Origin of the sequence: Massilia sp. METH4, from assembly GCF_037094685.1 — a bacterium.
Taxonomy (GTDB): Bacteria; Pseudomonadota; Gammaproteobacteria; order Burkholderiales; family Burkholderiaceae_D; genus Rugamonas.
In genome coordinates this window covers 1,061,057-1,087,540 of the sequence record NZ_CP146614.1, presented here as the reverse complement: position 1 = coordinate 1,087,540, position 26,484 = coordinate 1,061,057, and the positions used below count along the sequence as shown (strand labels likewise).

The 26,484-nt window shown below is 66.1% G+C and carries 23 protein-coding genes; 14 read left to right on the top strand and 9 right to left on the bottom strand.

Annotation, left to right across the window (positions count from 1 at the left end; translation table 11 throughout):
* Nucleotides 1-93 precede the first annotated feature (93 nt).
* The 6 genes from V6Z91_RS04815 to V6Z91_RS04790 all read left to right on the top strand — a co-directional run bounded on the left by V6Z91_RS04815 (nt 94) and on the right by V6Z91_RS04790 (nt 7,389).
* Nucleotides 94-2,415, top strand: a complete 2,322-nt coding sequence (locus tag V6Z91_RS04815; protein ID WP_338767344.1) for an NADP-dependent malic enzyme — start codon at nt 94-96, stop codon at nt 2,413-2,415.
* A gap of 141 nt (nt 2,416-2,556) precedes the next feature.
* Nucleotides 2,557-3,012, top strand: a complete 456-nt coding sequence (locus tag V6Z91_RS04810; protein WP_338767341.1) for a DUF2214 family protein — start codon at nt 2,557-2,559, stop codon at nt 3,010-3,012.
* A gap of 164 nt (nt 3,013-3,176) precedes the next feature.
* Nucleotides 3,177-4,220: a GDP-mannose 4,6-dehydratase gene (gene gmd / locus V6Z91_RS04805; protein ID WP_338767338.1), complete on the top strand. Its 1,044-nt coding sequence runs from the start codon at nt 3,177-3,179 to the stop codon at nt 4,218-4,220.
* Nucleotide 4,221: 1 nt separating this feature from the next.
* Nucleotides 4,222-5,157: an NAD-dependent epimerase/dehydratase family protein gene (locus V6Z91_RS04800; RefSeq protein ID WP_338767335.1), complete on the top strand. Its 936-nt coding sequence runs from the start codon at nt 4,222-4,224 to the stop codon at nt 5,155-5,157.
* Nucleotides 5,154-6,269 carry a glycosyltransferase family 1 protein gene (locus V6Z91_RS04795; RefSeq protein ID WP_338767332.1) on the top strand — a complete coding sequence of 372 codons (1,116 nt, stop codon included), beginning with the start codon at nt 5,154-5,156 and terminating at the stop codon, nt 6,267-6,269. Before V6Z91_RS04800 ends, V6Z91_RS04795 begins: the two co-directional genes overlap by 4 nt.
* A gap of 1 nt (nt 6,270) precedes the next feature.
* On the top strand, nt 6,271-7,389 hold the full coding sequence (locus V6Z91_RS04790) for a glycosyltransferase family 4 protein (protein ID WP_338767329.1): 1,119 nt from the start codon (nt 6,271-6,273) through the stop codon (nt 7,387-7,389).
* Between the two features lie 260 nt (nt 7,390-7,649).
* On the opposite strand, the gene V6Z91_RS04785 is transcribed toward V6Z91_RS04790, so the two are convergent.
* Nucleotides 7,650-8,660, bottom strand: a complete 1,011-nt coding sequence (locus V6Z91_RS04785) for a two-component system response regulator (RefSeq protein ID WP_338767326.1) — start codon at nt 8,658-8,660, stop codon at nt 7,650-7,652.
* Complete coding sequence (locus tag V6Z91_RS04780; RefSeq protein WP_338767323.1) at nt 8,657-12,028, bottom strand: MHYT domain-containing protein; 3,372 nt, start codon at nt 12,026-12,028, stop codon at nt 8,657-8,659. The genes V6Z91_RS04785 and V6Z91_RS04780 overlap by 4 nt, the downstream gene beginning before the upstream one ends.
* Nucleotides 12,029-12,405: 377 nt before the next feature.
* On the opposite strand from V6Z91_RS04780, the gene V6Z91_RS04775 reads away from it, so the two are divergent.
* The 3 genes from V6Z91_RS04775 (at nt 12,406) to V6Z91_RS04765 (ending at nt 16,241) form a co-directional block, all read left to right on the top strand.
* Nucleotides 12,406-13,806 carry an MFS transporter gene (locus V6Z91_RS04775; protein ID WP_338767321.1) on the top strand — a complete coding sequence of 467 codons (1,401 nt, stop codon included), beginning with the start codon at nt 12,406-12,408 and terminating at the stop codon, nt 13,804-13,806.
* Entirely contained in the window at nt 13,803-14,981 is a 1,179-nt protein-coding gene (locus V6Z91_RS04770) for an aldose epimerase family protein (protein ID WP_338767319.1), read from the top strand. Before V6Z91_RS04775 ends, V6Z91_RS04770 begins: the two co-directional genes overlap by 4 nt.
* Nucleotides 14,982-15,248: 267 nt before the next feature.
* Complete coding sequence (locus tag V6Z91_RS04765; protein WP_338767316.1) at nt 15,249-16,241, top strand: LacI family DNA-binding transcriptional regulator; 993 nt, start codon at nt 15,249-15,251, stop codon at nt 16,239-16,241.
* A 327-nt stretch (nt 16,242-16,568) separates the two neighbouring features.
* On the opposite strand, the gene V6Z91_RS04760 is transcribed toward V6Z91_RS04765, so the two are convergent.
* From V6Z91_RS04760 to V6Z91_RS04745, 4 genes are all read right to left on the bottom strand, one after another.
* Nucleotides 16,569-17,453: an SMP-30/gluconolactonase/LRE family protein gene (locus tag V6Z91_RS04760; protein WP_338767313.1), complete on the bottom strand. Its 885-nt coding sequence runs from the start codon at nt 17,451-17,453 to the stop codon at nt 16,569-16,571.
* Nucleotides 17,453-19,033: an aldehyde dehydrogenase (NADP(+)) gene (locus V6Z91_RS04755; protein ID WP_338767310.1), complete on the bottom strand. Its 1,581-nt coding sequence runs from the start codon at nt 19,031-19,033 to the stop codon at nt 17,453-17,455. Before V6Z91_RS04755 ends, V6Z91_RS04760 begins: the two co-directional genes overlap by 1 nt.
* An 11-nt stretch (nt 19,034-19,044) precedes the next feature.
* Complete coding sequence (gene kdgD / locus V6Z91_RS04750; RefSeq protein WP_338767307.1) at nt 19,045-19,956, bottom strand: 5-dehydro-4-deoxyglucarate dehydratase; 912 nt, start codon at nt 19,954-19,956, stop codon at nt 19,045-19,047.
* Nucleotides 19,957-20,187: 231 nt separating this feature from the next.
* Complete coding sequence (locus V6Z91_RS04745; RefSeq protein WP_338767305.1) at nt 20,188-20,916, bottom strand: FadR/GntR family transcriptional regulator; 729 nt, start codon at nt 20,914-20,916, stop codon at nt 20,188-20,190.
* Nucleotides 20,917-21,094: 178 nt separating this feature from the next.
* Between V6Z91_RS04745 and V6Z91_RS04740 the strand changes: the two genes are divergently transcribed.
* The 5 genes from V6Z91_RS04740 to V6Z91_RS04720 all read left to right on the top strand — a co-directional run bounded on the left by V6Z91_RS04740 (nt 21,095) and on the right by V6Z91_RS04720 (nt 24,040).
* Entirely contained in the window at nt 21,095-21,328 is a 234-nt protein-coding gene (locus tag V6Z91_RS04740; RefSeq protein ID WP_338767303.1) for a hypothetical protein, read from the top strand.
* 6 nt (nt 21,329-21,334) lie between these two features.
* Nucleotides 21,335-21,565: a hypothetical protein gene (locus V6Z91_RS04735; RefSeq protein WP_338767301.1), complete on the top strand. Its 231-nt coding sequence runs from the start codon at nt 21,335-21,337 to the stop codon at nt 21,563-21,565.
* A gap of 110 nt (nt 21,566-21,675) precedes the next feature.
* Nucleotides 21,676-22,041, top strand: coding sequence for a hypothetical protein (locus V6Z91_RS04730; protein WP_338767298.1), 366 nt, complete (start codon nt 21,676-21,678; stop codon nt 22,039-22,041).
* 82 nt (nt 22,042-22,123) lie between these two features.
* The gene (locus V6Z91_RS04725; protein WP_338767295.1) at nt 22,124-22,885 is read left to right on the top strand and encodes a DeoR/GlpR family DNA-binding transcription regulator; all 762 of its coding nucleotides are present in this window, start codon (nt 22,124-22,126) and stop codon (nt 22,883-22,885) included.
* A gap of 3 nt (nt 22,886-22,888) precedes the next feature.
* Complete coding sequence (locus V6Z91_RS04720) at nt 22,889-24,040, top strand: MFS transporter (RefSeq protein ID WP_338767293.1); 1,152 nt, start codon at nt 22,889-22,891, stop codon at nt 24,038-24,040.
* Nucleotides 24,041-24,121: 81 nt separating this feature from the next.
* Here V6Z91_RS04720 and V6Z91_RS04715 read toward each other — a convergent pair whose 3' ends face one another.
* From V6Z91_RS04715 to nhaA, 3 genes are all read right to left on the bottom strand, one after another.
* Nucleotides 24,122-24,544, bottom strand: a complete 423-nt coding sequence (locus V6Z91_RS04715; protein WP_338767290.1) for a GNAT family N-acetyltransferase — start codon at nt 24,542-24,544, stop codon at nt 24,122-24,124.
* A 107-nt stretch (nt 24,545-24,651) separates the two neighbouring features.
* Nucleotides 24,652-25,047 (bottom strand): cupin domain-containing protein, encoded by a 396-nt coding sequence (locus V6Z91_RS04710; RefSeq protein ID WP_338767288.1) that lies wholly within the window; start codon nt 25,045-25,047, stop codon nt 24,652-24,654.
* A 128-nt stretch (nt 25,048-25,175) separates the two neighbouring features.
* Nucleotides 25,176-26,402, bottom strand: coding sequence for a Na+/H+ antiporter NhaA (nhaA, locus tag V6Z91_RS04705; protein WP_338767287.1), 1,227 nt, complete (start codon nt 26,400-26,402; stop codon nt 25,176-25,178).
* Nucleotides 26,403-26,484 lie beyond the last annotated feature (82 nt).

Sequence of the window (26,484 nt, the reverse complement as noted above, 5' to 3'; positions counted from 1 at the left end):
TTGACGGATGCGTTGGTAAAAATACCTACTTTGGGCCCGAATCCTGTCTGCTAGAATCAAAGGATTTCAGACAGCACAGGAAGGCAGCAGGCAATGGATTCGTCATCTGACAAGAAAGAAGAATTGCGGCAACAACTGCGTCTGGCGGCGCTCGAGTACCATGAGTACCCGCGCCCAGGCAAGATCAGTGTGACTCCGACCAAGCAACTGACGAACCAGCGCGACCTGGCCCTGGCCTACTCGCCCGGCGTTGCCGCTCCCTGCGAAGAAATCGTCGTCGACCCGGCTGCCGCCTACAAGTACACGGCGCGCGGCAACCTCGTGGCCGTGATCTCGAACGGTACCGCCGTGCTGGGCCTGGGCAATATCGGCGCGCTGGCTTCCAAGCCCGTCATGGAAGGCAAGGGCGTGCTGTTCAAGAAATTCGCCGGCATCGATGTGTTCGACATCGAGATCAACGAGCAGGACCCGGACAAGCTGATCGACGTGATCGCCGCCCTGGAACCCACGTTCGGCGGCGTGAACCTGGAAGACATCAAGGCGCCCGAGTGCTTCTACATCGAGCGCGAGCTGCGCAAGCGGATGAAGATCCCCGTCTTCCACGACGACCAGCATGGCACCGCGATCATCGTCGGCGCCGCGATCCTGAACGGCATTTCGCTGGTCGGCAAGAACATCAAGGAATGCAAGCTGGTCGTCTCCGGCGCCGGCGCGGCCGCGCTGGCCTGCCTGGACCTGATCGTCGACCTGGGCTTCCCGATCGAGAACATCTTCGTGACCGACCTGGCCGGCGTGGTCTACAAAGGCCGCACCGAGTTGATGGACCCGGACAAGGAACGCTTCGCCCGCGACACGCCGGCGCGCACGCTGGCCGAAGTGATCGGCGATGCCGACATCTTCCTGGGCCTCTCCGCCGGCGGCGTGCTGAAGCAGGAGATGGTCAAGCGCATGGCACCGCGCCCGATCATCCTGGCCCTGGCCAATCCGAACCCGGAAATCCTGCCGGAAGACGTGAAGGCCGTGCGCGAAGACGCCGTCATCTGCACCGGCCGTTCGGACTATCCGAACCAGGTCAACAACGTGCTGTGCTTCCCGTACATCTTCCGCGGCGCGCTCGATTGCGGCGCCAGCACGATCACACGCGAAATGGAAATCGCCGTCGTGCACGCGATCGCCGAACTGGCGCACGCCGAACAGTCCGACGTGGTCGCGACCACCTACGGCTTCACCAACCTGTCGTTCGGCCCCGAGTACCTGATCCCGATGCCGTTCGACCCGCGCCTCCTGATCAAGATCGCGCCGGCCGTGGCCAAGGCCGCCGAGGATTCCGGCGTCGCCACGCGCCCGATCAAGGACCTGGAAGCGTATGCCGACAGCCTGCAGCAATTCGTCTACCGCAGCGGCACCTTCATGAAGCCGCTGTTCGCGCAGGCCAAGATCACCCATCCGGACCTGAAGCGCATCGTCTACGCCGAGGGCGAAGAGGAACGCGTGCTGCGCGCCGTGCAGGTGGTGGTCGACGAGCGCCTGGCGCGCCCGATCCTGGTCGGCCGCCCGGCCGTGCTGGAATCGCGCATCCAGAAGTTCGGCCTGCGCCTGAAGCAGGGCGTGGACTTCGACGTGATCAATCCGGACTACGACGATCGCTACCGCGATTACTGGACCTCGTACTACGAACTCGCCAAGCGCAAGGGCGTGACCGAGGAATACGCCAAGCTGGAAATGCGCCGCCGCCACAGCCTGATCGGCGCGATGATGATCAAGAAGGGCGATGCCGACGGCATGATCTGCGGCACCTTCGGCACCACGCAGCTGCATCTGCACTATATCGACCAGGTGCTGGGCAAGCGCGCCGGCGCCAACGTGTACGCTGCGATGAACGTGCTGGTGCTGCCGGAGCGGCAGCTGGTGATGGTCGACACGCACGTGAACGAAAACCCGAACGCCGACCAGCTGGCCGAGATCACGATCATGGCCGCCGAGGAAATGCGCCGCTTCGGCCTCTCGCCGGCCGCCGCACTGCTGTCGCACTCGAACTTCGGCTCGTCCAACAACGAGTCCGCGCAGAAGATGCGCGCCGCGCTGGCCCTGATCAAGGAACGCGCGCCCGACCTGGAAGTCGACGGCGAAATGCACGGCGACACGGCACTCGATTCGAAATTGCGCAAGAAGCTGATGCCGAGTTCCTTCCTCGAACGCGACGCGAACCTGCTGGTGATGCCGAACATCGAATCGGCCAACATCGCCTACAACCTGGTCAAGACGGCGGCCGGCAACGGCATCGCCATCGGTCCGATCCTGCTGGGCTGCGCCGCGCCGGTGCACATCCTGACCCCATCGGCCACCGTGCGCCGCATCGTCAACATGACCGCGCTGTGCGTGGTCGACGTGGTCGCCCAGCGCAACAGCAAGTAATCCCGCTTCGCCCCCGAAAAGCCGCCGCAAGGCGGCTTTTTTTCGCCCCAAGTGTTGTAAAAATTCGGGGACAGTCCCCGAATTTTTACAACACTTCGCAGAGTGGTGACAGGCATCGGGTTTTCTGCAATATTTCGAGGTATGACCGACCTCATCCTTGCCATCCTCCACCACCTGATCGTGTTCGGTATCGCCGCCGTGCTGGCGGCGGAGCTGGCGCTGCTCAGGCCAACGTCGATGTCGCCGCACACGGTGAAGATACTGGGGCGTTTCGATGCGTTCTACGGCTTGCTGGCGCTGGCCATCCTCGTGGTCGGTTTCGGCCGCGTCTTCCACGGGCCCAAGGGAGCCGACTTTTATCTCGACAATCCCGCGTTCTGGGTGAAGGTCGGTGCGTTCGCCGTGGTCGGCCTGCTGTCGATCAAGCCGACCGTGCGCATCCTGGCCTGGCAGAAAGCGCTGAAGGCCGATGCCGGGTTCGTGCCCCCGGCCGACGAGTTGCAGGCGCTGCGCCGCCGCAAGCTGGCGGAAATCCATGTGTTCGTGGTGATTCCCATCGCCGCCGCCGTGATGGCGCGGGGCATTGGATTGGGTTGAATATATTGCTCGGAAAATAGGGACTGTCCCTATTTTTGGAGCAATATATGCGTGGTAACAAGATGTAAACGATGTAATCGAGGTGCTTGCAACGGGCGGGATGTTGTCATTCCTCTGTTACAATATCGGGCTTCTTCGTCAACTTTCTCGAACACCCGATCACTATGCAAAATTCGAAACGCGCCCTGGTCACGGGCATTTCCGGTCAGGACGGTGCTTACCTTGCACAGCTGCTCCTCGAAAAAGGTTACGAAGTCACCGGCACGTTCCGCCGCACCAGCTCGGTCAACTTCTGGCGCATCGAAGAACTGGGCATCCAGAACCACCCGAACCTGAAGCTGGTCGAGCACGACCTGACCGACCTGTCGTCGTCGATCCGCCTGCTGCAGAACGGCCAGTTCCACGAGATCTACAACCTGGCGGCGCAAAGCTTCGTGGGCGTGTCGTTCGAGCAACCGGTCACCACGGCCGAGATCACCGGCATCGGCGCCGTCAACCTGCTCGAGGCGATCCGCATCGTCGACCCGAAGATCCGCTTCTACCAGGCATCGACCTCGGAAATGTTCGGCAAGGTGCAGGCGATCCCGCAGAAGGAAGACACGCCGTTCTACCCGCGCAGCCCGTATGGCGTGGCCAAGCTGTATGCGCACTGGATGACGGTGAACTACCGCGAGTCGTACGGCATCTTCGGTTCCTCGGGCATCCTGTTCAACCACGAGTCGCCGCTGCGCGGCCGCGAGTTCGTCACGCGCAAGATCACCGACTCGGTGGCCAAGATCAAGCTGGGCAAGCTCGAGGTGCTGGAACTGGGCAACCTGGACGCCAAGCGCGACTGGGGCTTCGCCAAGGAATACGTGGAAGGCATGTGGCGCATCCTGCAGGCCGACCAGCCGGACACCTATGTGCTGGCCACCAACCGCACCGAGACCGTGCGCGATTTCGTGACGATGGCCTTCAAGGCGGCCGGCATCGCGATCGAATGGCAGGGCAGCGGCGAGAATGAAACGGGCCACGACGCACAGACCGGCAAGGTGCTGGTGCGCATCAGCCCGAAATACTATCGTCCTGCCGAAGTGGACCTCCTGATCGGCGACCCGGGCAAGGCGAAGAAGGAACTGGGCTGGGAACCGAAGACCACGCTGGAAGAGCTGTGCCAGATGATGGTCGAGGCCGACCTGCGCCGCAACACCGCCGGCTTCTCGTTCTAAGATGGCCGCAACCTTGCAGCTGTTGTCCGCGGCGCGCGAAGGCGCCGGCAAGCGCGCGCTGGTCACCGGCGTCAGCGGCTTCACCGGGCGCTACGTCGCGCAGGAACTGCGCGCCGCCGGCTACGAGGTGTTCGGCCTGGCCAGTCCCGGCGGCCAGCACAGCCCGGAGACCGTGGCGGTCGACCTGACCGACCGCGCGGCACTCGCCGCCGCCGTGCACTCGCTGCAACCCGATGTGGTGGTGCACCTGGCCGCCATCGCCTTCGTCGCGCACAGCGACATCGACCAGATGTACCGCGTCAACGTGACCGGCACGCGCCACCTGCTCGAAGCACTGGCCACGTCGCCGAAGAAGCCGTCGGCCGTGCTGCTGGCCTCCTCGGCAAACATCTATGGCAATGCCGACGCCGGCGTGATCGGCGAGGACGTGCCGGCCGCTCCCGCCAACGACTACGCCGTATCCAAGCTGGCCATGGAATACATGGCGCGGCTGTGGATGGACAAGCTGCCGCTCATCGTCGTGCGGCCGTTCAACTACACGGGCGTGGGCCAGGCCGAGAACTTCCTGCTGCCGAAGATCGTGGCGCACTTCAAGCGCCGCGAGCCCCGCATCGAGCTGGGCAACCTGCACGTGTGGCGCGATTTCTCCGACGTGCGCGTGGTGGCCGCGAGCTATCGCCACGTGATCGCCGCTGGCGATTCGGCGATCGGCAAGACCTTCAACGTCTGCTCCGGCAAGGCGTATTCGCTGGGCGAGGCACTCGACATGATGGCCGCCATTGCCGGCTACAAGATCGACGTTCACGTCAACCCGGCCTTCGTGCGCGCCAACGAAGTGGTGCGCCTCACGGGCGACAACACCCGCCTGCAAGGTGTCGTGGGCGCCATCGAGCCGCCGCCGCTGGAGCAGACCTTGCGCTGGATGTACGAGGCGTGACACTGAGAGTCGGCATTTCCGCGACCACGACTGAACCCGGCCTCACTGGCGGCCACCTCGACGGGATCGGCGTCTACAGCCGCGCGCTGCTGCGCGAGCTGCCGCATGCCGGTGTCGCCGCCGAGGCCTGGTCCTTCGGCCCGCCCGCCCGGCTGTCGGTCGGCCGGCCGATGCCCCGCCCGCTCGCGCTGGCGACCGTGCGCGACCTGGTGTTGCCGGGTGCGCGCGAACACATCGACGCCGACCTGTTCCACGCCACCGATTACCGCATCGTGCGCATGGACCGCCCGATCGTCGCCACGCTGCACGACGCGCTGCCGATCGCCCACCCGGAGTGGTGCAACCCGAAGCTGCGCGGCCTGAAGAACTGGCTGCAGGCCAGGGCCGCGCGCAAGGCCAACCACGTGATTGCCGTGAGCTGTTATGCCATCCCGGAGCTGGTGCGCCACTTCGGCGTGGACGAGCGCCGCATCAGCGTGGTCCCGAACGGCGTCGACGAGGAGTGGCTCGACGCCCCCGAGCCCGGCCAGGCCGCCGCCACGCTGGCGCGCCACGGCCTGCGGCCCGGTTACTTCCTCACGGTGGGCACGCTGCAGCCGCGCAAGAACATCGGCGCGCTGTTGCAGGCCTTCCTCGGCCTGCCTGCCAGCGTGCGCGCGCAGCGCCAGCTCGTGATCGTCGGCGCCGCCGGCGCCCGCAGCGAAGCGCTGGTGGCGCAGATCGGGGCCGCGCGGCAGAACGGCGAGAATGTCGTGTGGCTCAGCCGCCTGACCAGCGCCGAGGAGCTGCGCCACGTGTATGCCGGCGCCGGCGTGTTCGTCTTTCCCTCGCTGTACGAAGGCTTCGGCATCCCGGTGGTGGAAGCCTTCGCCTCCGGCGTGCCGGTGGTGGCGTCGAACACGACCTCGCTGCCCGAAGTGACGGCCGGCGCGGCCATCGACGTCGACCCGCTGTCGGTCGGCGCGATCGGCTCGGCCATGCTGGAGCTGGCGCGCGACGAGGCGCTGCGCCGCCGTTGCATCGCCGCCGGCAAGGTGCGCGCCGTGCAGCTGACGTGGCGCGAAACGGCGCGCAAGACGGCCGCCGTGTACCGCTCGGTACTGCAGGGGTGACATGCGCGTTCTGCACTTCTACAAGACGTATTACCCCGATTCGTGGGGCGGCGTGGAACAGGCGATCCGCCAGATCTGCATGGGCACCGCACGCCTGGGCATCACCAACGAGGTGCTCACGCTGACCCGCCACGGCGGGCCCGCCACGATGGAGATCGACGGCCACGTGGTGCACCGCGTGCCGCAGGATATCGAGATCGCGTCGAACACGATGTCGCTCGCATCCATCCGCAAGCTGGCGCAGCTGGCCGACATGGCGGACGTGGTGCATTACCACTTCCCCTGGCCGTTCGGCGACCTGGCGCATTTCCTGGCCCGGGTGAAGAAGCCGTCGGTCGTCACCTACCATTCCGACATCGTGCGCCAGAAGGCGCTGCTGAAGCTGTATTCGCCGCTGATGCACCGCTTCCTGGCCGACGTGGATGGCATCGTCGCCACGTCGCCGAATTACTTCGCTTCGTCCGACGTGCTGCGCCGCTACGGCGACAAGGTGCGCGCAATCCCGTTCGGCCTGGACCGCAACACGTATCCGCAACCGTCGCCCGAGCGGCTGGCGCACTGGCGCGCCGAAGTGGGCGAGCGCTTCTTCCTGTTCGTGGGCGTGCTGCGCTACTACAAGGGCTTGCACATCCTGCTCGACGCGCTGGCGAGGCGCGATTACCCGGTGGTCATCGTGGGCGCCGGGCCGATCGAGAACGAGTTGAAGGAACATGCGCGACGCCTGGGCCTGGCGCACGTGCGCTTCGTGGGCGCCGTGGACGAGCAGGACAAGGTGGCGCTGCTCACGCTGTGCTACGCGATGGCGTTCCCGTCGCACCTGCGCTCGGAGGCATTCGGTATTTCCCTGCTGGAAGGGGCGATGTACGGCAAGCCGATGATCTCCAGCGAGATCGGCACCGGCACCAGCTACATCAATATCGATGGCGACACGGGCCTGGTGGTGCCGCCCAGCGACCCTGCCGCGTTCGGGGACGCCATGCGCACCTTGTGGGAAGATCCGGCGCTGGCCACCGCGATGGGGCAGCGGGCCGGCGAGCGCTACCGCGCCCTGTTCACGTCGGAAAAGATGGCCTCGCAGTATGCGGCACTGTATCGCGACGTTGCGAAAAGTTCCGCATAGGCTTGCATGTTTTGACTTAAATCAAGGCAGCGACCTGATGCGTCGCTAACATGGGAACCGGACTCCCTGCCGTCATCACGGTCTGCAAATTCCCGAACGTGCAGCGCAACAACGGGTTGGCGGTGGGAGTTCACCAGATTCCTGGTAAAACAATGCCTTCGAGCGCCTAACAAAACCCGCAGGGCAAGGCGCGGCGTCGAAGACAGTACACCTGTACGGCGAGACGCTGCAACGCAGCCATGGGGGTTTTGTTAGGCGCTCTAAGCCGCCGGCGCCAGCGGGCTCTCCGCCCACTTCTCCCTGATCGCGCAAATGGCCGGCAACTGCGCCACGAACAGGTCCACCAGCCGCGGGTCGAAATGCGCGCCGCGCTGCTTCTGAAGGAATTCCACCGCTTCCTGCACCGGCCAGGCCTTCTTGTACGGCCGCTCCGAGGTGAGGGCGTCGAACACGTCGGCGATGGCGCAGATGCGGCCTTCGAGCGGGATCGCTTCGCCGGCCAGGCCGTTCGGATAGCCGCTGCCATCCCATTTCTCGTGGTGCGACAGGGCGATGTTGCGGGCCAGCTTCAGCATCCCGTGCGGGTGCTCGCCGATGATGTCGGCGCCGATGGTGGCATGCGATTTCATGATGGCCCATTCGTCCGGGTCGAGCGGCCCGGGTTTTTGCAGGATGCGGTCGGGGATGCCGATCTTGCCCACGTCGTGCATGGGCGCCGCGTGCAGCAGGTCGTCCGCCTCCGCTTCGCTCATGCCCGCCGCCAGGCCCAGCACACGCGCGAAGTGGCTCATGCGGATCACGTGCATGCCGGTCTCGTTGTCCTTGTATTCGGAAGCCAGGCCCAGGCGCTGCACGATCTGCAGCCGGCTTTCCTTCAGCTCGTCCATGCGTACCAGCGACAGGTGGGTGCGCACGCGCGCCCGCACGATCGGCGCGCTGACCGGCTTGGTGATGTAGTCGACGGCGCCCGCCTCGAAGCCGCGCACCTCGTCTTCCGGGTCGGACAGTGCCGTCACGAAGATGATGGGGATCGCCGCCGTGGCGGGATCGGCCTTCAGCGTGCGGCAGGCTTCGTGCCCCGTCATGCCCGGCATCATCACGTCGAGCAGGATCAGGGCAGGGTGTTCCTGGCGCGCCAGTTCCAGCGCGCGGGCGCCGTCCTTGGCGAACAGCAGCCGGTAATGGTCCTGCAGGATCTGGCGCAGCAGTTGCAGGTTGCTGGCCTCGTCGTCCACGACGAGGATCAGCGGCAGGTGGGAAGAGGGATTCATTGCGTCGCTTCCGTATCGGTGCCGAGAACCGTTTCCAAAACCGCTTCGAGCCTTGTCTCGGCCAAGGTGAAGTCGAAGTCGTCGATCGCCATCTGCAGCGGCGCCAGCGTGGCGGGCGGCACGTGGCCCTGCAGGGCTTGCGAGAGGCTGGCCAGCGCATCGTCATCCAGCGCGCCGCGCGTGAGCGAGTGGCGCAGCGCCTCGGCCGCGGTCCGCACGGCCGCGGTGTCGAAGGGCCCCGCCGGCGAGGCGCAGGTGGCGCCCGCCCGTTCCGGGCAGGGCTGGGAGCGCACCGCTTCCAGCGCCGCCGCCAGGTCTGTCTCGTAGCGTTTCAGCAGCGGGAGCAGCGTTGCCATCGCACCATCGGCCGCGCTTTTCTCGATTCCGCCCAGCGTGAGCGCCAGTTGTTCGAGGCCGAGATTGGCGGCCACGCCGCGCACGCGGTGCGCCTGCGCCTGCAGGGCCACGCCGTCGCCGGCTTCCCACAGCGTTTCCAGGTGCAGGGCGCTCAGCGCATGGTCCGCATTGAAGCGGCACAGTGCCAGCTGGTATTCTTCGGCGCTGCCGCCCCAGCGCTGTGCGCCGGCCACGCGATTGAGCACCAGCGGGCCGGCCGCTTTCTGGCTGGCCGTGATCGCACCGACCGGCTGCAAGCCGAGCACGCGGGCGATCTCGTGCGACAGGGCATACCAGTCCACCGGCTTGGAGGCGAAACCATCCATGCCGGCCGCCGTGCTGGCCTTGCGGTGCGCTTCCAGCACGCTGGCCGTCATCGCCACCACGGGCACGCGCGGCCGGCCATTGCGCGCCGCTTCCTCGCGGATCATGCGCGTGGCGGCCAGGCCGTCCACGGTCGGCATCTGCACGTCCATCAGGATCACATCGAAGTCGTGCGCCGCCGCCAGTTCGGCCGCCTGGGCGCCATCGCGCGCCGGCATCAGCGTATGGCCGCGCCTGGTCATCAGCAGCGACAGCAGCTCGAGGTTCTGCGCCACGTCGTCCGCCGCCAGCACGCGCAGCGGCGGCAGCTCACAGGCCACGCGCTGGCGCTGGCGCGGCTGGCACGCCTGCCGCGGTTCGACGACAGGCGTGAATGGCAGCACCACGTGGAAGGTGGTGCCTTCGCCCGGCGTGCTCTCGGCCCAGATGCGGCCGCCCATCAGCTCCACCAGCTGCTTGCTGATCGTGGTGCCCAGGCCCGTGCCGCCGAAGCGGCGCGTCATCGAGGCGTCGGCCTGGGTGAACGGGTCGAAGATCGCGGCGAGGCGGTCCGGCGCGATGCCGATGCCGGTATCGCGCACGGCGATGCGCAACTCCTCGCCCTCGCGGGCAACCGCGAGCGTGACGCTGCCGGCTGCCGTGAACTTGATCGCATTGTCCAGCAGGTTGGTCAGCACCTGGCGCATGCGCAGCTCGTCGCCGTGCAGCCAGGGCGAGAGCTCCGGCGCGAAGGCGATGTTCAGCGCCAGGCCCTTGGCGCGTGCCGTCGTGTTATAGGTCGACGACAGCTCGTCGATCAAGCCCAGCAGGTTGAAGTCGGCCAGCTCCAGCTCGACCGCGCCCTTTTCCAGCTTGGCCGTGTCGAGGATCTCGTTCAGCAGGCGCAGCAGCGAGCGGCCGGCGTTGCGCACGGTGTCGAGGTGGCCGCGCTGGTCCGGCTTCAGTTCGGTATCGAGCAGCACGTCGGTAAAGCCGAGGATGGAATTCATCGGCGTGCGGATCTCGTGGCTCATGTTGGCGACGAAGCTGGCCCGCGCGGCGGCAGCCTGTTCCGCCTTTTCCTTCGCCTGCCGCAGGTCCTCTTCCATCTGGCGCCGCTCGGTGGTGTCGAGCACCACGCCGTCGAGCCAGCGCGCGGTGCCGTCTTCGTTGCGCACCAGCGCGCCGTGTGCCCAGACCCAGCGCCACGTGCCGTCGGCATGCTGTATGCGGTGTTCCACCGTGAACGGCACGCCGTTCGATGCGCACAGGTTGAGGACGGCGAGCACGCGCTGCTTGTCGGCGGGGGCCACCAGCTCGCCGAACGTGCGGCACTTGGCCGGTCCGATGAAGTCGCCGACCGGGTAGCCGGTGATCCACTCGACACCCTCGCTGATGAACTCGAGCGGATAGTCGTCCGCGGCGCGGCAGCGGAAGGCGATGCCGGGGATGCTGCCGATGAGCGAACGCAGTTGTTCCTCGCTGTCGCGCAGCGCCTGCGTCATGCGGCGCCGCTCGGTGATGTCGGTAATGAACAGCACGTACAGCGTGCGGTCGATCAGCTGCGCATGGCCCAGTGCCGTGCGGATCGGCACCTCGGAGCCATCCTTGCGGCGGCCCATCACTTCCTCGCCGGCGCGCGCCATGCGCATGTCGCCGGTGCGGATACGGCGCAGCACACCGTGCTGCTCGGACGTTTCGGGGTCCGCCATCAGCACCGCCGCGGGCTCGCCCACGACCTCGTGGCGTTCCCAGCCGAATATGCGCTCGGCCGAGGCATTGAATTCGCGGATGATGCCCTGCTGGTCGATCGTCACCACGCCATCGACGGTCGTCGTCAGCAGCGCGCGCATCGATCGCTCGCTGCGCAGCAGGTTGCGGTACATGTCGCGGTAGCGCAGCAGGCCGTGCACGGCCATCACCGCGAGCGTGAACAGCACGGTGATCGCGGAAACGGAAATGGCCATCACGTCGGTGTCGTCGGGCAGCGGCACGGCTGGCGGCGTGCCCACGAAACGCGCGGCGGCCATGCCGGTGTAGTGCATGCCCGCAATCGCGCAGCCCATCACCACGGCGCTGATGGCCAGCCGCTTGCGCGCCGACAGGTGGCGGGCCCGCTCGCGCAAGCCGAAGCGCACGCCCAGCGCGAGCGTTGCCAGCACCACGGCCACCACGATCGACAGTGCGAACATCAGCGGATCGTAATATAGCGTCAACGCCGTTTCCATGGCCGCCATGCCGCTGTAGTGCATGGCGCCGATGCCGGCACCGACCAGCACGCCGCCCAGCAGCAGGCCGCCGCGGCTGAGGCGGTCGCGCCGCGCGATCGACAGGGCCACGGCCGACGCGGCCAGCCCGGGCAGCAGCGACAGCGCGGTGATGACGGGTTCGTATTGCGTGCCCGTGCACACGTCGAACGCCAGCATGCCGATGAAGTGCATCGCCCAGATGCCGGCGCCCAGTGCCATGCTGCCGGACAGCAGGGCGGCCATGCGCAGGCCCCTGGTCTGGGCCGTGCGATGATGGCCGGCGATGTGCAGGCCCATCCAGGAGGCGAAGATGGCGATCAGCACCGACAGGGCGACGAGCCGGAAGTCGTAGATGCCGTACTGCAGCAGCGACGGATCGTCCGGGGGCGAAAACAGCTTGGCCAGTACGGTGGGATTCATGAGGCGGAAAAACGGAGGGTAGTGGCCGAACAGTAGCATACTTTCCGCTTGGAAATTAAGGACTTGCGTGCACCGTGCAACCTTTTTGACCCCTTGTCCGGGCCGTTGGCGTTGCTCCGTCGCGACACCATTGCATTGCCATTATCGGCGCGGATATCTTGTCGTCACCGGTTGACTGGTTTTCCGGGCCCCATGCACAGGCGCCGGCCATGGGCAACCATGAGCCATGGCGTAAAAACTGGTCAGGCCAATGAGCGGGTTTTTCTTGCTTATCGCCCTGTTCGGTTGTACGATGACATACAACTAAGGCTACGCCCTGGTGCTGCTGATCTCGCTGGAGACCGAGAGATCAAACGATAACCAACACAAGTGATCCTATGAAGCTGAACGAGCCCGTAAGCCAGCAAGGTGCTGGGCAGCGCGCCGTCGCACCCGCCGGTAAATACCGGTGGACGATCTGCGCCCTGCTGTTCTTTGCCACCACCGTCAACTATCTCGATCGCCAGGTGCTCTCGCTGCTGGCGCCGCAGCTTTCCCAGGAATTCAACTGGTCCAACTCCGACTACGCCAACATTACCGCCGCGTTCCAGTTCGTGTACGCGCTGTCGATGGTGTTCGCCGGCCCGATCGTCGACAAGCTCGGCACCAAGCGCGCCTACCTGTGGGCAATCGCCGTCTGGTCCGGCGGCGCGATCCTGCATGCTTATGCAGTGCCGATGGGTAACGCGGTCGGTACCGCAATGGGGGCGCTGGGCATGGTGGCGGCACCGGCCTCCATCGTGGGCTTCATCATTTCGCGCGCCGTACTGGCGGTGGGCGAGGCGGGCAACTTCCCCGCCGCGATCAAGGCGACCGCCGAGTTCTTCCCGAAGAAGGAGCGCGCGTTCGCCACCGGCATCTTCAACTCGGGCGCCAACGTGGGCGCGATCCTGGCGCCGCTGACGGTGCCGCTGATCGCCATTCACTGGGGCTGGCAAGCCGCCTTCATCGCCATCGGTGCCATCGGCTTCGTCTGGATGATCTTCTGGCACCTGATGTTCGATACGCCGGAAAAGAAACTGTCGGCGGCCGAGCTGGCCTACGTGCGCAGCGATTCCAGCGCGGCGGCGACCGCGTCCGCCTCGGCGGGGCCGAAGGTGTCGTGGGTCAAGCTGCTGACCTACCGCCAGACCTGGGCCTTCGCCGGTGGCAAGTTCCTGACCGACGGCATCTGGTGGTTCTTCCTGTTCTGGCTGCCGAAATACCTGGCGTCCGAATACCAGATGGGCCCGGCGGACATCGTGCTGCCGCTGGCCGTGCTGTACTCGATGACGATGTTCGGCAGTATCGGTGGCGGTTATTTCCCAGCCTACTTCATGAACCGCGGCTATTCGCCGTATGACGGCCGCATGAAGGCGATGTTCGTGATCGCGCTGTTCCCGCTGGTGGTGCTGGCGGCCCAGCCGCTGGGCTCGATCAGCTACTGGGTGCCCGTGCTCCTGATCGGCATCGGCGCCTCCGCGCACCAGGCCTGGTCGGCGAACCTGTTCACCACCGTGTCCGACATGTTCCCGCAGCGCACCGTCGCTTCCGTGGTCGGCATCGGCGGCATGGCCGGCGGCCTGGGCGGCGTGGCCGTCTCCAAGCTGGGCGGCTACCTGTTCGACTACTACGGCGCGCTGGGCAAGCTGTCCACCGGCTACATGATCATGTTCACGCTGTGCGCCGTGGCTTACCTGCTGGCCTGGTTCCTGATGAAGAGCCTGGTGCCGCGCCACAAGGAAATCACCGACCTGTGATCCGTTCATCCACCACCATGGCGGCGCTGGCGCTGGCGCTGGTCTTGGCCGGCGCCGCGGCCGACGGGGGCTGCACGGGGACGCATTCGCCTATCCTCGTGCGGCCCTTCGGCGTTCTGAAGACCGGCCAGCCGATCGAGCACGTCACGCTGACGAACGATCGCGGCATGACGCTCTCCTACATCGACTACGGCGCCACGATCACCGGCGCCACGGTGGCCGACCGCGCCGGCAAGCGCGCCAACGTGATCCTCGACCTGCCCGACCTCGCCACCTACGAGAGCTCGACATCGAAGCACGCGGCGATCATCGGCCGCTTCGCCGGCCGCATCGCCAATGCCCGCTACACGCTGGACGGCAAGACGGTCGAACTGATCCCGAACGCACGCGGCATGACGATCCACGGCGGGCCGGACGGCTATGAAAAACGCGTGTGGAAGCGCCGCGATTTCGCCGACAAGGGCTCGATCGGTTCCGTCTACACGCTGGTGAGCCCGGATGGCGACCAGCGCTTCCCGGGCACGCTGACCATCGACGTCACCTATCGCCTCCAGCGCGCGAGCGACGAATTCTCGATCGAGTACGCCGCCCGCACCGACAAGCCCACCGTCCTCAACCTCACGAACCACGGCTACTTCAACCTGGCCGGCGCCGGCAGCGGGGGATTGCAGACGCACCGCTTCTGCATCGCCGCCGAACGCTATGCGGTGACGGACGACCAGCGCCTGCCGAGCGGCGAACTGGCACCGGTGGCGGGCACGCCGCTGGACCTGCGGCGGCCCACCGACATCACGCCGCTGCTGGCGCAGCCGACGGGCACGCTGGCGCCGCCGCGCGGGTTCGATCACAGCTATGTGTTCGGCCAGCCGCCGGGCACGCTGGCGCGGGTGGCCGTGATCGACGACACGGCCAGCGGCCGGCGCCTGGAAATCCTCACCACGGAGCCTTCCGCCCAGTTCTACACGGGCAACGGCTTCAACGGCAAGGAGCGCGGCAGCAGCGGCAAGCACTACGAGAAGCACGACGGCTTCGCCTTCGAGACGCAGCACCTGCCGGACAGCCCGAACCAGCCGTCGTTCCCGAGCACGGCGCTGTATCCGGGACAGGAGTTCAAGTCGGTGACGACGTTCCGGTTCTCCACCGCCAAGCCCGGCTCCTCCGGCGCCTGCATGTAGCACCGGCGACAGGCTCTGGTTTTCCAGAGATGGAGCCTGTCAGGAACGGAGCCTGGCACCGGTTCCTGTTACTTGCGCGCCGCGCGGCAAGGCATCATGAAGCATTGGTGTCGAACACCATTTTCGGTACGAAAATGGTGTTCGACACCGGTTTTCCCCCGAAGCATCCGTAACTCTCCCGTTAATCGTTTAACCCAAGCGGCCCGGGCAATTGCCATCTTCGCAGGCACCGGGTTAAGATCGCCGGCACCCCGTGCCGATCCGATCATGAAAAAACCCGTCCCCACCATCCGCGACGTGGCGGCTGCCGCCGGCGTCTCGACCGCGACGATCTCGAAGTTCATCAACGGCACGCAGCGCTTTTCGCCGGCCGTGGAAGCGCGTATCACCGAGGTAATCGCACAACTGGGCTACCGCTCGAACCCGCTGGCGCAGTCGATGATCACGGGGAAGACCAAGACGGTGGGCCTGTCGGTACTGGATGTGACGAACCCCCACTTCACCAGCATCGTCAAGGGCGCGAACCGGGTCGCGCAAGCTCACGGCTACACGGTGCTGCTGGTCGATACGGAAGAAAACCCTGGCCGCGAACGGGCGCTGCTCGAAGCATTGTCGCGGCGCGTCGACGGCCTGATCATCTTTTCCCGCATGCCGGACGCCGAACTGGAATGGCTGGCCGCCCTCGACAAGCCGCTGGTGTTCTTCGGCCGCCTGCCGAAGCTGACCCTGCCCACGGTAGCGAGCGACGATCACCGCGGCGCTTACATGATGACGCGCCACCTCGTCACCCTGGGGCACAGGCGCTTCGCCTATATGGGCTTTTCGAAGTCGCGGCGCGACGAGGAGCGCATGGGCGGCGTGAAGGAATGCCTGGCCGCCCATGGGCTGGAGCTAGCCGTCCACGACGCCGCGTCGCCCTCCGCGCAGGAAGGCGAGCGGCTGTGTTCAGAAATGATGCTGGGCGCCCGGCACCCGGACGCGCTGGTCTGCTACAACGACCTGATGGCGCTCGGCTTCATGAAGGCGGCGCAGTCGCTGGGCTTTCGCATCCCGGCCGACATCTCGGTGGCCGGCGTCGACAACATCGTCTACGGCAACTACACATCGCCGCCGCTGACCACCGTCGACCTGCACAGCGAACGCATGGGCGTGGCGGCGATGGAAAAGCTGCTCGATACCATCAATGGCCGTCCCACCGAACCGTTCACGCTGATCGAGCCGCAGCTGATCCTGCGCGGGTCGACGATGCACCGGAATTAAGCGCGGGCTTTCACCCGCGGCGGCGGCGCGCCGGTGCCGCCATGCCAGCCAGGCCGATTGTCAGCATGCCGTATTGCGCTGGCTCCTGCACGGGGCTGACCTGCTTGATGGTGGTGGTCGTCGTATCCGTCCACTGCCACGTGTAGTCGACCTGGAAACAGTTTTTGTGTGGAGCGTGAGCTGATCGGTAGGCGGCTGGTCCGACAAGCCGCCGATGAGAGCCGTGAGGTCTGCTGCAAGGAACGCTCGCCACAAAATAGAAGAGCCCGTGTCCCACGGTGCCTGGCACCGGGAGACACGGGCTCTGCCTTTACAGCGTGTACTACCTCAGAACGCGCAGGAAGCGTCGGCAAGACCCTGCACGCCTGGATTCAGCAGGATCACGCTGCCGCCCCACTCGGCGTCTTCCGGCTTGCCGGAGACGATCGAGGTAACGATCATCGTGCGCAGGTCCGGGCCGCCGAACGTGCACATCGACGGTTTCGCGAACGGCACGTCGATGCGGCGGTCCAGCTTGCCCTGCGGGGTGAAGCGGAGCAGGGCGCCGGCATCGTTGGCGCACGACCAGTAGCAGCCATCGGCATCGACCACGGCGCCATCGGGACGGCCCACGTGGTCGGCCAGGTTGGCAAAGACGCGGCGGTTCGACGGGATACCGGTCTCGACGTCGTAGTCGAAGGCCCATATCAAGCGGCTTTTCGGGTGCGAATCGGACAGGTACATCGTCTTGCCATCGGGCGACCACGACAGGCCGTTCTGCGTCAGCAGGCCGGACACGACGGGTTGCGACAGGCCCTTGCCATCGTAGCGGTACAGCTGCCCGATATCCTTCGCGGCACTCATGTCCATGAACATGGTGCCGGCCCAGAAGCGGCCCTGGCGGTCGGTGCGGCCATCGTTGAAGCGCATGCCGGCGCCGAGGTCGGACGGCTTGCCCAGCAAGGCAGTGGATACCGTGCCATTGTCGAACAGGTCGACGTCGTACATCCCCGTTTCCATGCCGGCGATCAGGCCGCCGCGGGCACGAGGTGCCACGCAGCCGGCCATTTCGGGCAGGTCCCACGAGCGCGCCTTGCCGGCGGCGTCGAGCCGCCAGACGCGTTTCGCGGGAATGTCGACCCAGTACCACGCCCGGGCGGCGGCGTCCCACGCCGGGCTTTCGCCCGTCGCGCAACGCACGCCGTCGATACGCTCGATCGACGGGTTCGCCATTACTTCAGCACCAGCTCGCCGTCGACGACGCGCGGGATGCCCAGCGAATTGGCGCTGTCCAGCGCGGCCGGCAGCAGCTCGGCCGGCACGTCCTGGTACGAGACCGGGCGCAGGAAGCGGTCGATTGCCGAAGCGCCCACCGACGTGGTGCGGCTGTCGGAGGTGGACGGGAACGGGCCGCCGTGGACCATGGCATGTGCCACTTCCACACCCGTGCCGAAGCCGTTGAACAGGATGCGGCCAGCCTTGCGTTCCAGCGTCGGCAGCAGTTTTTTCGCCAGCGGCAGGTCGGCGGCGGTGGCGTGCACGGCCGCCGTCAGCTGGCCTTCCACGTGTTCTGCTACCGCTACCAGTTCTGCCTCGTCTTTCGCGCGGATGAGCAGCGAGGTCGGGCCGAAGATTTCGCCTTCCAGGTCCGGATTCGCCAGGAAGTGTTCACCGGAGGTTTCGTACAGGCCAGCAACGGCGCCACACGGCACTTCGCTCGTCTTGCCCAGGCCGACCAGCTTCACGCCTTCGATGGCGGCCAGCTGGGCCACGCCCTTGTTGTAGGCCGAGTGGATGCCCGGGGTCAGCATCGTGGCGGCGCCCTTGGCGGCCAGGGCGACCTTGGTGCCTTCCAGGAACTTGTCCAGTGCCGGGGAATCGATTGCGATCAACAGGCCCGGGTTGGTGCAGAACTGGCCTGCGCCCAGGGTCAGCGAGTCGGCGAATTGCTGCGGCAGCTTTTCATTGCTGCTCAAAGCGCCTTCCAGCATGAACACCGGGTTGATCGAGCTCATTTCCGCGTACACGGGGATCGGCTCCGGACGTGCGGCAGCCGTCTTCATCAGCGACACGCCGCCGGCGCGCGAACCGGTGAAGCCCACGGCCTTGATCGCTGGGTGCGCTACCAGATTCTGGCCGATGGTCTGGCCGGAACCGATCAGCATCGAGAACACGCCTTCTGGCATGTCGCACTCGATCGCCGCCTGCTGCACGGCCTTGCCGACCAGCTCGGAGGTGCCCAGGTGGGCCGAGTGGGCCTTGACCACGACCGGGCAGCCGGCCGCCAGGGCGGAGGCAGTGTCGCCACCGGCCACGGAGAAGGCCAGCGGGAAGTTACTTGCGCCGAACACGGCCACAGGGCCCAGGCCGATCTTGCGCAGGCGCAGGTCGGGGCGCGGTGCCGGGGCGCGGTCCGGCAGTGCGGAGTCGAGCGTGGCGGTCAGGTAGCGGCCGTCGCGCACGACCTTGGCGAACAGGCGCAGCTGATTGCAGGTGCGGCCACGCTCGCCTTCCAGGCGGGCCTGGGGCAGGCCCGTTTCCTGCATCGCACGCTCGATCAGCGTGGAACCCAGGTCCATGATGCGGTCGGCGATCGTTTCCAGGAACTTGGCCCGCTGTTCCGGCGTCGTTTCGCGGTAGCGATCGAATGCCTCGCCTGCCAGCTTGCAGGCCAGGTCCAGCTCGGCCTGGGAAGCCAGGCCGAAGGCCGGTTCGATCTGCTCGTTGCGAGACGGATCGATGGCCTTGACGGAGCCTTCCTTGCCGCTCACGACGGAGCGGCCAATGATCATTTCACCCTTAATCTGCTGCATGTGTTCTCCTTTTATTGCGGGCCTTGCGCTCGCATCAGTTGTTCCAGCATCTCGAATTCTTCCGGCGTGAGGTCGGTCAGCGGTGCGCGCACCGGACCGGCGTCGTAGCCTGCAATCTTCGCACCGGCCTTGACGATGGACACGGCGTAGCCGGCCTTGCGGTTGCGGATGGCCAGGTACGGCAGGAAGAACTCGTCGATCAGACGGTTCTGCGTCGCGCGGTCGTCGTTGGCGATCGCGTGATAGAAGTCCATCGCCAGCTTCGGCATGAAGTTGAAGACAGCGGACGAGTATACAGGCACTCCGAGGGCTTTGTACGCGGCGGCATAAATCTCCGCCGTCGGCAGGCCGCCCAGGTAGCTGAAGCGGTCGCCCATGCGGCGCCAGATCGACATCATCAGTTCGATGTCGCCGATGCCGTCCTTGAAGCCGATCAGGTTCGGGTTGCGGTCGGCCAGCTTTTCCAGCGAATCGGCCGTCAGGCGGCAGGCGCCGCGGTTGTACACGACCACGCCGAAATCGACGGATTTGCAGACTTCTTCCACGTGGCGGATCAGGCCGTCCTGGCTCGCTTCGGTCAGGTAGTGCGGCAGCAGCAGGATGCCTTGCGCGCCGATCTTTTCCGCTTCCTGGGCATAGGAGATGGCTTGACGGGTCGGGCCGCCGGCGCCGGCCAGGATCGGCACCACGCCGCGGCAGGTGTCCACGGCGGTCTTGATCACGTCGCCGTATTCGTTCGGAGTCAGCGAGAAGAACTCACCCGTGCCGCCGGCCGCGAACAGGGCCGAGGCGCCGTACGGAGCCAGCCATTCGAGGCGCTTCGCGTACGTATCGGCGCGGAAATTGCCTTCCTGGTCGAAGTCGGTCACCGGGAACGACAGCAGGCCATGGTTCAGGATTTTTTGGAGTTCTAACGGTTGCATGAGTGTCTCGCTTCTTGATGAGTGGAACAACAGTGAAGGGTTCTGATGGCTAGCCATCGTTGTATGACATCGTACAACTGAATCGAAGCGGGGGCAAGCGTTTTAAAAAGCAGAGTTATGCGACTGAAAGATCTGTTGCTCGGAAAATGGGGACAGACCCCGTTTTTTAAGCAATATTGCCTGGAAAATGGGTCTGTCCCCATTTTCGAAGCAACATTGCTGGGGGAGGGGTCAGCCGCCGGCGCTTTCTTCCTGCGCCTTGCGGAGCCGCTCGCGGCTGTTGGAGAGATGGGTACGCATGGCGGCGCGGGCACCCTCGGGGTCGCGCCGTTCGATGGCGTGGAAGATGTCCTCGTGCTCGCGGTTCACGCGCTGCAGGTAGGCCGACGGCTCGTCGTGCGACAGCTGTGCCGAGTTCAGGCGGGCACGCGGGATGATCGTGGTGCCCAGGTGGGTGAGGATGTCGACGAAATAGCGGTTGCCCGTCGCCTGCGCGATCAGCATGTGGAACTGCATGTCGGCTTCGATCGAGCCCTCTTGCAGGATGCGCTGCAGCGCCACGCCCATTTCGCGCACTTGCGCGTCCGTGCGGCGCGCCGCGGCCAGCCAGGCCGCTTCCGTTTCCAGGCTGATGCGCAGCTCGAGGATGGCCAGCACGTCTTCGATGGTGCGGATCGTGTCCGGCGAGATCAGCAGGGCCGGGGCCGGCGGTTCCAGCACGAAGGTGCCGATGCCGTGGCGCGTTTCCACCAGGCCGGCGGCCTGCAGGTGCGAAATGGCTTCGCGCACCACCGTGCGGCTCACGCCATGCATTTCCATGATCACCGATTCCGTCGGCAGCTTCTCGCCCGGCTTCAGCACGCCCTCGCGGATGCTCGCGCCAATGCTCTCCACCACCCCCTGAGCAAGGTTGCGGTGGCGCTTTTTCGGCGCGGCAGGGGTGGCGGTAAGGTCAGTCATGCGCATGGGATTCCTCGAGAAGTGGCGATTATACCAGCCCGCAGGCGCTGCCTGCCTGGTTGTATGATGACTGGGCGGTCCCTTTGAATTGTCGCGAAATTGTATTTTATGCATCACAACTGGACGCAGGCTGACGTCGCGGTGCTACGCTGGCAGGCTCGACAACAAGGAGGATTCCATGAGATACGCCATCCTGACCACCGCCGCCTTGCTGACCGCATGCGCGGCACCCGCTCCCGGCGGCCAAGTCAATACCTTCAGCGAAGAAAACAGCTACGTTCCCACCGGCAGCAATATCCCGCGCAAGAAGGTGGAAAAAGACGCCAAGACGCTGGTGATGTCGCGCGACGACGCCGGCAAGATGGTGCATGACCTCCAGCAGCAGAGCAACGCCATGGGCAGCGGAAGGTAAGCGGCCATGAAGGCCATCATGCCGGCCATCGTGCTGGCTGCGTTGCTGTGCGCTTGCGCGGCGTCTGATCCCGCAGACGAGGAACCGGTCTTCGAGGATGCCTATACCCCCACCGGCAGCCTCATCCCCCGCAAGAACGCCGACCGCGACGGCAAGCGCGTGATCCTCTCGAAAGAGAATGCGCAGAAGGCTATGGATGAAGTACAGCGGCTGGGTGGTGGCACCGTCCTTCCCTGAACCGCAACCCTGGCGTGGCTTGCAAGCCGCGGTCCTGGTCAAAAAAACGGCCCGCTTGCCGGCTACTGATATACTGTATAAAAACACAGTATATTTTCTGGTGGGCAAGCATGAGAATCAAGATGGTCAAATTGCGGATGGGCGGTGTCTCGCTGCCCAGCCGCGTGCTGGGCGACCGGGCCGCCCCCCGCTTCGGCGACCTGCGCATCCTCGATACGGATGACCAGGGCCTGCGCCGCCCCGTCAAGCTGGCGCGGCTGATGGAGCACAATTCCCAAGTCATCCGCGAAACCCTGATCGATCCCCGCATCCTGTGGTGCGGCAACAACCGTTTTACGCTGACAGGGTTCGAGCGCATCCGCAACCGCCACGGCGAAACGGTCGAATACGCCCAATCGTGGCTGTGCGAGATCGACACCAGTCCTCCCGAACCTCTTCCCGATACCTTGCGCGCCGCGCCTTATAAAGACCGCTGAAAAATCGCTGATGCATGTTTGTGCGTTTTTGTTGCTTGTTTTTGCGTGTTTACGATAGTATGACGCAAAACTTGGAGGAAACATGCAATTTGCAGAAGAGCGACGCCGCCTTATCGTCGAGGCGGTCGAAAGCGAAGGAAAGGTATTGGCGGCGGAGCTCGTGCGCCGATTCGATACTTCGGAAGACACGATCCGGCGCGACCTGCGCGACCTGGACCTGGCAGGTCTCTTGCGGCGGGTACACGGCGGTGCCGTGCGCCGTACCGGCGAGGCGAGCTTCGCCCAGCGCGAGGGAGCGGACCAGCAGCGCAAGGCGTTGCTGGCCCAGGCGCTGCGGCCGCTGATCCGGCCCACCGACACGGTGCTGGTCGATGCCGGTTCCACCAACCTGGCGCTGGCCCGGCAGCTCGACGATGGCTGCGCGGCGGCGATCGTCACCAACAGCCCGCAGATCGCCCTCGCGTTGGGCGAATTCCGCCGCACGCGGGTAATCCTGTTGGGCGGTACTTATTCCGCCCCGTGCGGCGCCGTGCTCGGCGCCCGCACGCTGGCCGATATCCAGGCGCTGCGTGCCGACCTGTGCATCGTGGGCGTGTGCAGCGTGGCGCCGGACCGGCTGGGCGCCAGCGATGGCGAGGAAGCGGAGCTGAAGCGGGCGATGATCGCCGGCAGCGCGCGCCGCGCCGCCGCCGTGCTCAACGACCGCCTGGGGGCCCCGGCGCCGTTCACCATCGGTACCGTGGCCGACCTCGATCACCTTGTACTCGAGGCGGACGTTCCCGCCGACCTGCTCGAACCCTTGCGCCGCGCCGGCGCACCCAACCTCATCCTTGCCGAAAGATAAGCCATGACCGACCGTTCCATCGCCCGGGCACGCTGGGCCATTTCCACGATCTTCCTGCTCAACGGCACCGGCATCGGCCTGTGGGCCGCGCACGTGCCGGTCGTGCAGGCGCGCGCCGGGCTCGATACCGGCGTGCTGGGTATGCTGCTGCTCACGATCGCCGCCGGTGCCATGGCTTCGATGCCGGTGGCCGGCTGGTTCTCCACGCGCTGGGGTTCGCGCCGCGCCACGCTGGCCTCCGCCTTTGCCTTCGCCGCCATGACGGCCGTGCTGGTTTGCACCAGCCACCCGGTGGGCGTGTTCCTCGCCGCCTTCGCGTTCGGCGCCACGAACGGCGCGCTGGACGTGTCGATGAACGCCAACGCCAGCGAGGTGGAAATCGCCCGCGGGGTGCCCACCATGTCGTCGTTCCACGCGTTCTTCAGCCTGGGGGGCCTGGTGGGCGCCGCGCTGGGCGGCCTGCTGATCCAGGGCGGCTACGGCAACGGTTCCGGCGCGCTCGTGACGAGCGCCGTCATCGCCCTGGTCACGCTGGCCGTGATGCCGCGCGTGATGGCGGGCCAGGCATCGGCCGCGCACGCCTCGCACTTCGCGCTGCCGCGCGGCCCGGCGCTGTTCCTCGGCTTGTTGGCCCTGCTGTGCATGGCGGTGGAGGGGGCGCTGGTCGACTGGAGCGCGCTGCTGCTGACGGAACGCACGGGCGCCACGCCCGCCTCGGCGGCGATCGGCTATTCCGCCTTCTCGATCGCCATGGCGGCCTGCCGCTTCGCCGGCGACCGGCTCACGATCCGCTTCGGTGCCGCCAGCGTGATGGTGTGCGGCGGCGTGGCCATCCTGCTGGGCCTGTTGACCGCGGTGCTGGGCACGCACTACGCGGTGGCCGCCGTCGGCTTCGCGCTGGTGGGCCTCGGCGCGGCCAATGTGGTGCCGCTGATCTTCGCCGCGGCGGCCCGCACGCCGGGCATGTCCGCCGGCGGCGGCGTTGCCACGGCCGCGACGGTGGGCTACACGGGTTTCCTGATGGGGCCGCCCGTGATCGGCTGGGTGGCGTCGCACACGAATATCGCCGTGGCGCTGGGGCTGCTGTCGCTGGCCGGTGCCGTAATTGCCCTGAATGCCCGCGTGGTAGTGCGGCAGGCGCAAGCCGCGCGCTGACCGCGTGACCGCCCAGGCCGCTCAGCGCCAGGCGCAGCGCCGGTCAGGGCACGTCCGGCGCGGCAAGCGTGATCTCGGCGATCATCTCCCCTCGTCGTCCAGGCCCGTTTCCCGGAAACCCAGCGAAGCATAGAAGCGCTGGCCCACCGCATTGTCCGGCTTGTAACAGATCCAGATCCGCCGCGCATCGGGGCGTGCGCGCAAATCCTCCAGCAGCAATTCCATTGCGCGGCGGCCGATGCCGCGCTTCTGCAACGCCGGATCGACCATCAGCCGGTAGATGCCGTAGTGGCCGGGCGCCCCCTGCTCGGGCAGGCCAAACAGCAGGAATCCGACCGGCTTGCCGCCCTCGCAGATGGCGCACGGCTGGAGTTCCGGGTAGTAGTGCGCCTGCGCGATCGAATAAGCGTTCGATGCCACGTAGTGCGCCTGTCCGGGCGGCAGTTCGATATCCATCACCGCCTCGAAGTTGGCGCGGGTGACCGGTTCCAGGGTGATGTTCAATGCGATCTCCTGTGCGATGCGCCGCAAGCCCGACGGGGGCGGCAAGAGACCATACTGTACAGCCTGGCGCAGAACAGGCTGGAAAACGATCGGGCGCGAACTGCCGATCACTTCGCCAGGGTGACCAGCGGCTTCGCCTTGTCCACGATGTAGGTGGCCAGCTCCTTCGACTCGCCGCCATGCACGTTCTTCGCCGAGTGCACCGCGCCGGCCGGGATGAACAGCGCCTGCCCCGCCTTCAGCGTGACGGGCGGCTGGCCGTCGATCGTGTATTCGAGCGTGCCTTCCAGCACGAAGGCCACTTCTTCGCCCGGGTGCGCATGGCGAGGCGCCGTTACGCCAGGGGCGAAGTCCACGCGCACCTGCACCAGTTCCTTGCCGGGCGTGGCGAGATTTTCCTTCAGCAGGTCGGTGCGGCCCAGGCCTGCCACCTGCGCATGGGCGCCAGTGGAGGCGACGATGGCGACGAAGGTGGCGGCGATCAGGGAGCGGATGGTTTTCATGGCGTTTCCTTTGCAGTGAGTGGGTGAGACCACAGTAGGCCAGCGCCATGTATTGGTGGAATGTCGGCGTGTATCCGGAACGGCGGCGAACTTGTCGCGAGCGCCACCGGATACATGAAGGTACAAAGTCAGCGTGCCCCAGCGAAGTCCATCGTGTCCGGATCGTGATCGGCCGGATCGCGCGCACCCATCGTCCTGAGCCACGTGTAACCGATGATACCGGCCGTCAGCGACGCAAGCAGGATCGCCAGCTTCGAATTGTCGACCGCCGCCGGCTGGCCCGTGAATGCGAGGTTGGCGATGAAGATCGACATCGTGAAGCCGATCCCGCCCAGCAGCCCCGCGCCCAGCACGTGGCGCCATGTCAGGTCGAGCGGCAGGCGGCACAGGCCGAGCGACACGGCCATGAAGGTGAACAGGAAGATGCCGATCGGCTTGCCCACGACGAGCCCGAGCAAGATGCCGAGGCTGTTGGAGGTGAGCAGGCCCGCCGCCCAGCCGGCTCCGATCACGATTCCCGTATTGGCCAGCGCGAACAGCGGCAGGATCAGGAAGGTGACAGGCTTGTGCAGCGCGTGTTCGAGCCGGTGCGAGGGCGACGCCACGTCATCCTGCCGGGAGGAAAACGGGATGGCGAAGGCCAGCAGCACGCCCGCGATGGTGGCATGCACGCCCGATTTGAGCATGAGGAACCACATCACCGCGCCACCCAGCAGGTAGGGCAGCAGTGCCATCACGCGCAGCACGCGATTCATCGCCACCAGGGCGCCGAACACGGCCAGTGCGCCGAGCAGGTAGGCGAACGACACGTCGGCCGTATAGAACAGGGCGATCACCACGATCGCGCCCAGGTCGTCCATCACCGCCAGCGCCGTCAGGAAGATTTTCAGCGACGCGGGCACCGACTTCCCCAGCATGGCGAGCACGCCGAGCGCAAAGGCGATGTCGGTGGCCATCGGAATGCCGGCGCCGGCCTGCATGGGCGTGCCGTGATTCAAGCCGAAGTGGATCAGCGCGGGAACCACGATGCCGCCGGCGGCGGCCAGGACGGGCAGCAGGGCGTTCCTGAAGTCCGACAGTTCGCCGTTGTACAGCTCGCGTTCGAGCTCCAGGCCGACCAGCAGGAAGAACACGGCCATCAGCGCATCGTTGATCCACAGTTCGATCGAGAGGCCGGCCACGACCGTGTGCCAGAAGCCGAGGTAGGGCGCGGCCAGCGGCGAGTTGGCGATCGCCAGCGACGCGAGCGTGCAGAGGATGAGGACGATGCCGCCGGCCTTGCTCGATGAGGCGAAAGCCTTGAAGGTGTCGGAGAGGCGGCGCTCGATGCGGATAACGGTCGGGGTATGGGGCATGTGATGTGATACGGACGCGAAAAAACCGCGTGGCGGCCCGACCATCGCGCAATCCTGTCGTGCTCATGGCACGATCACCCTT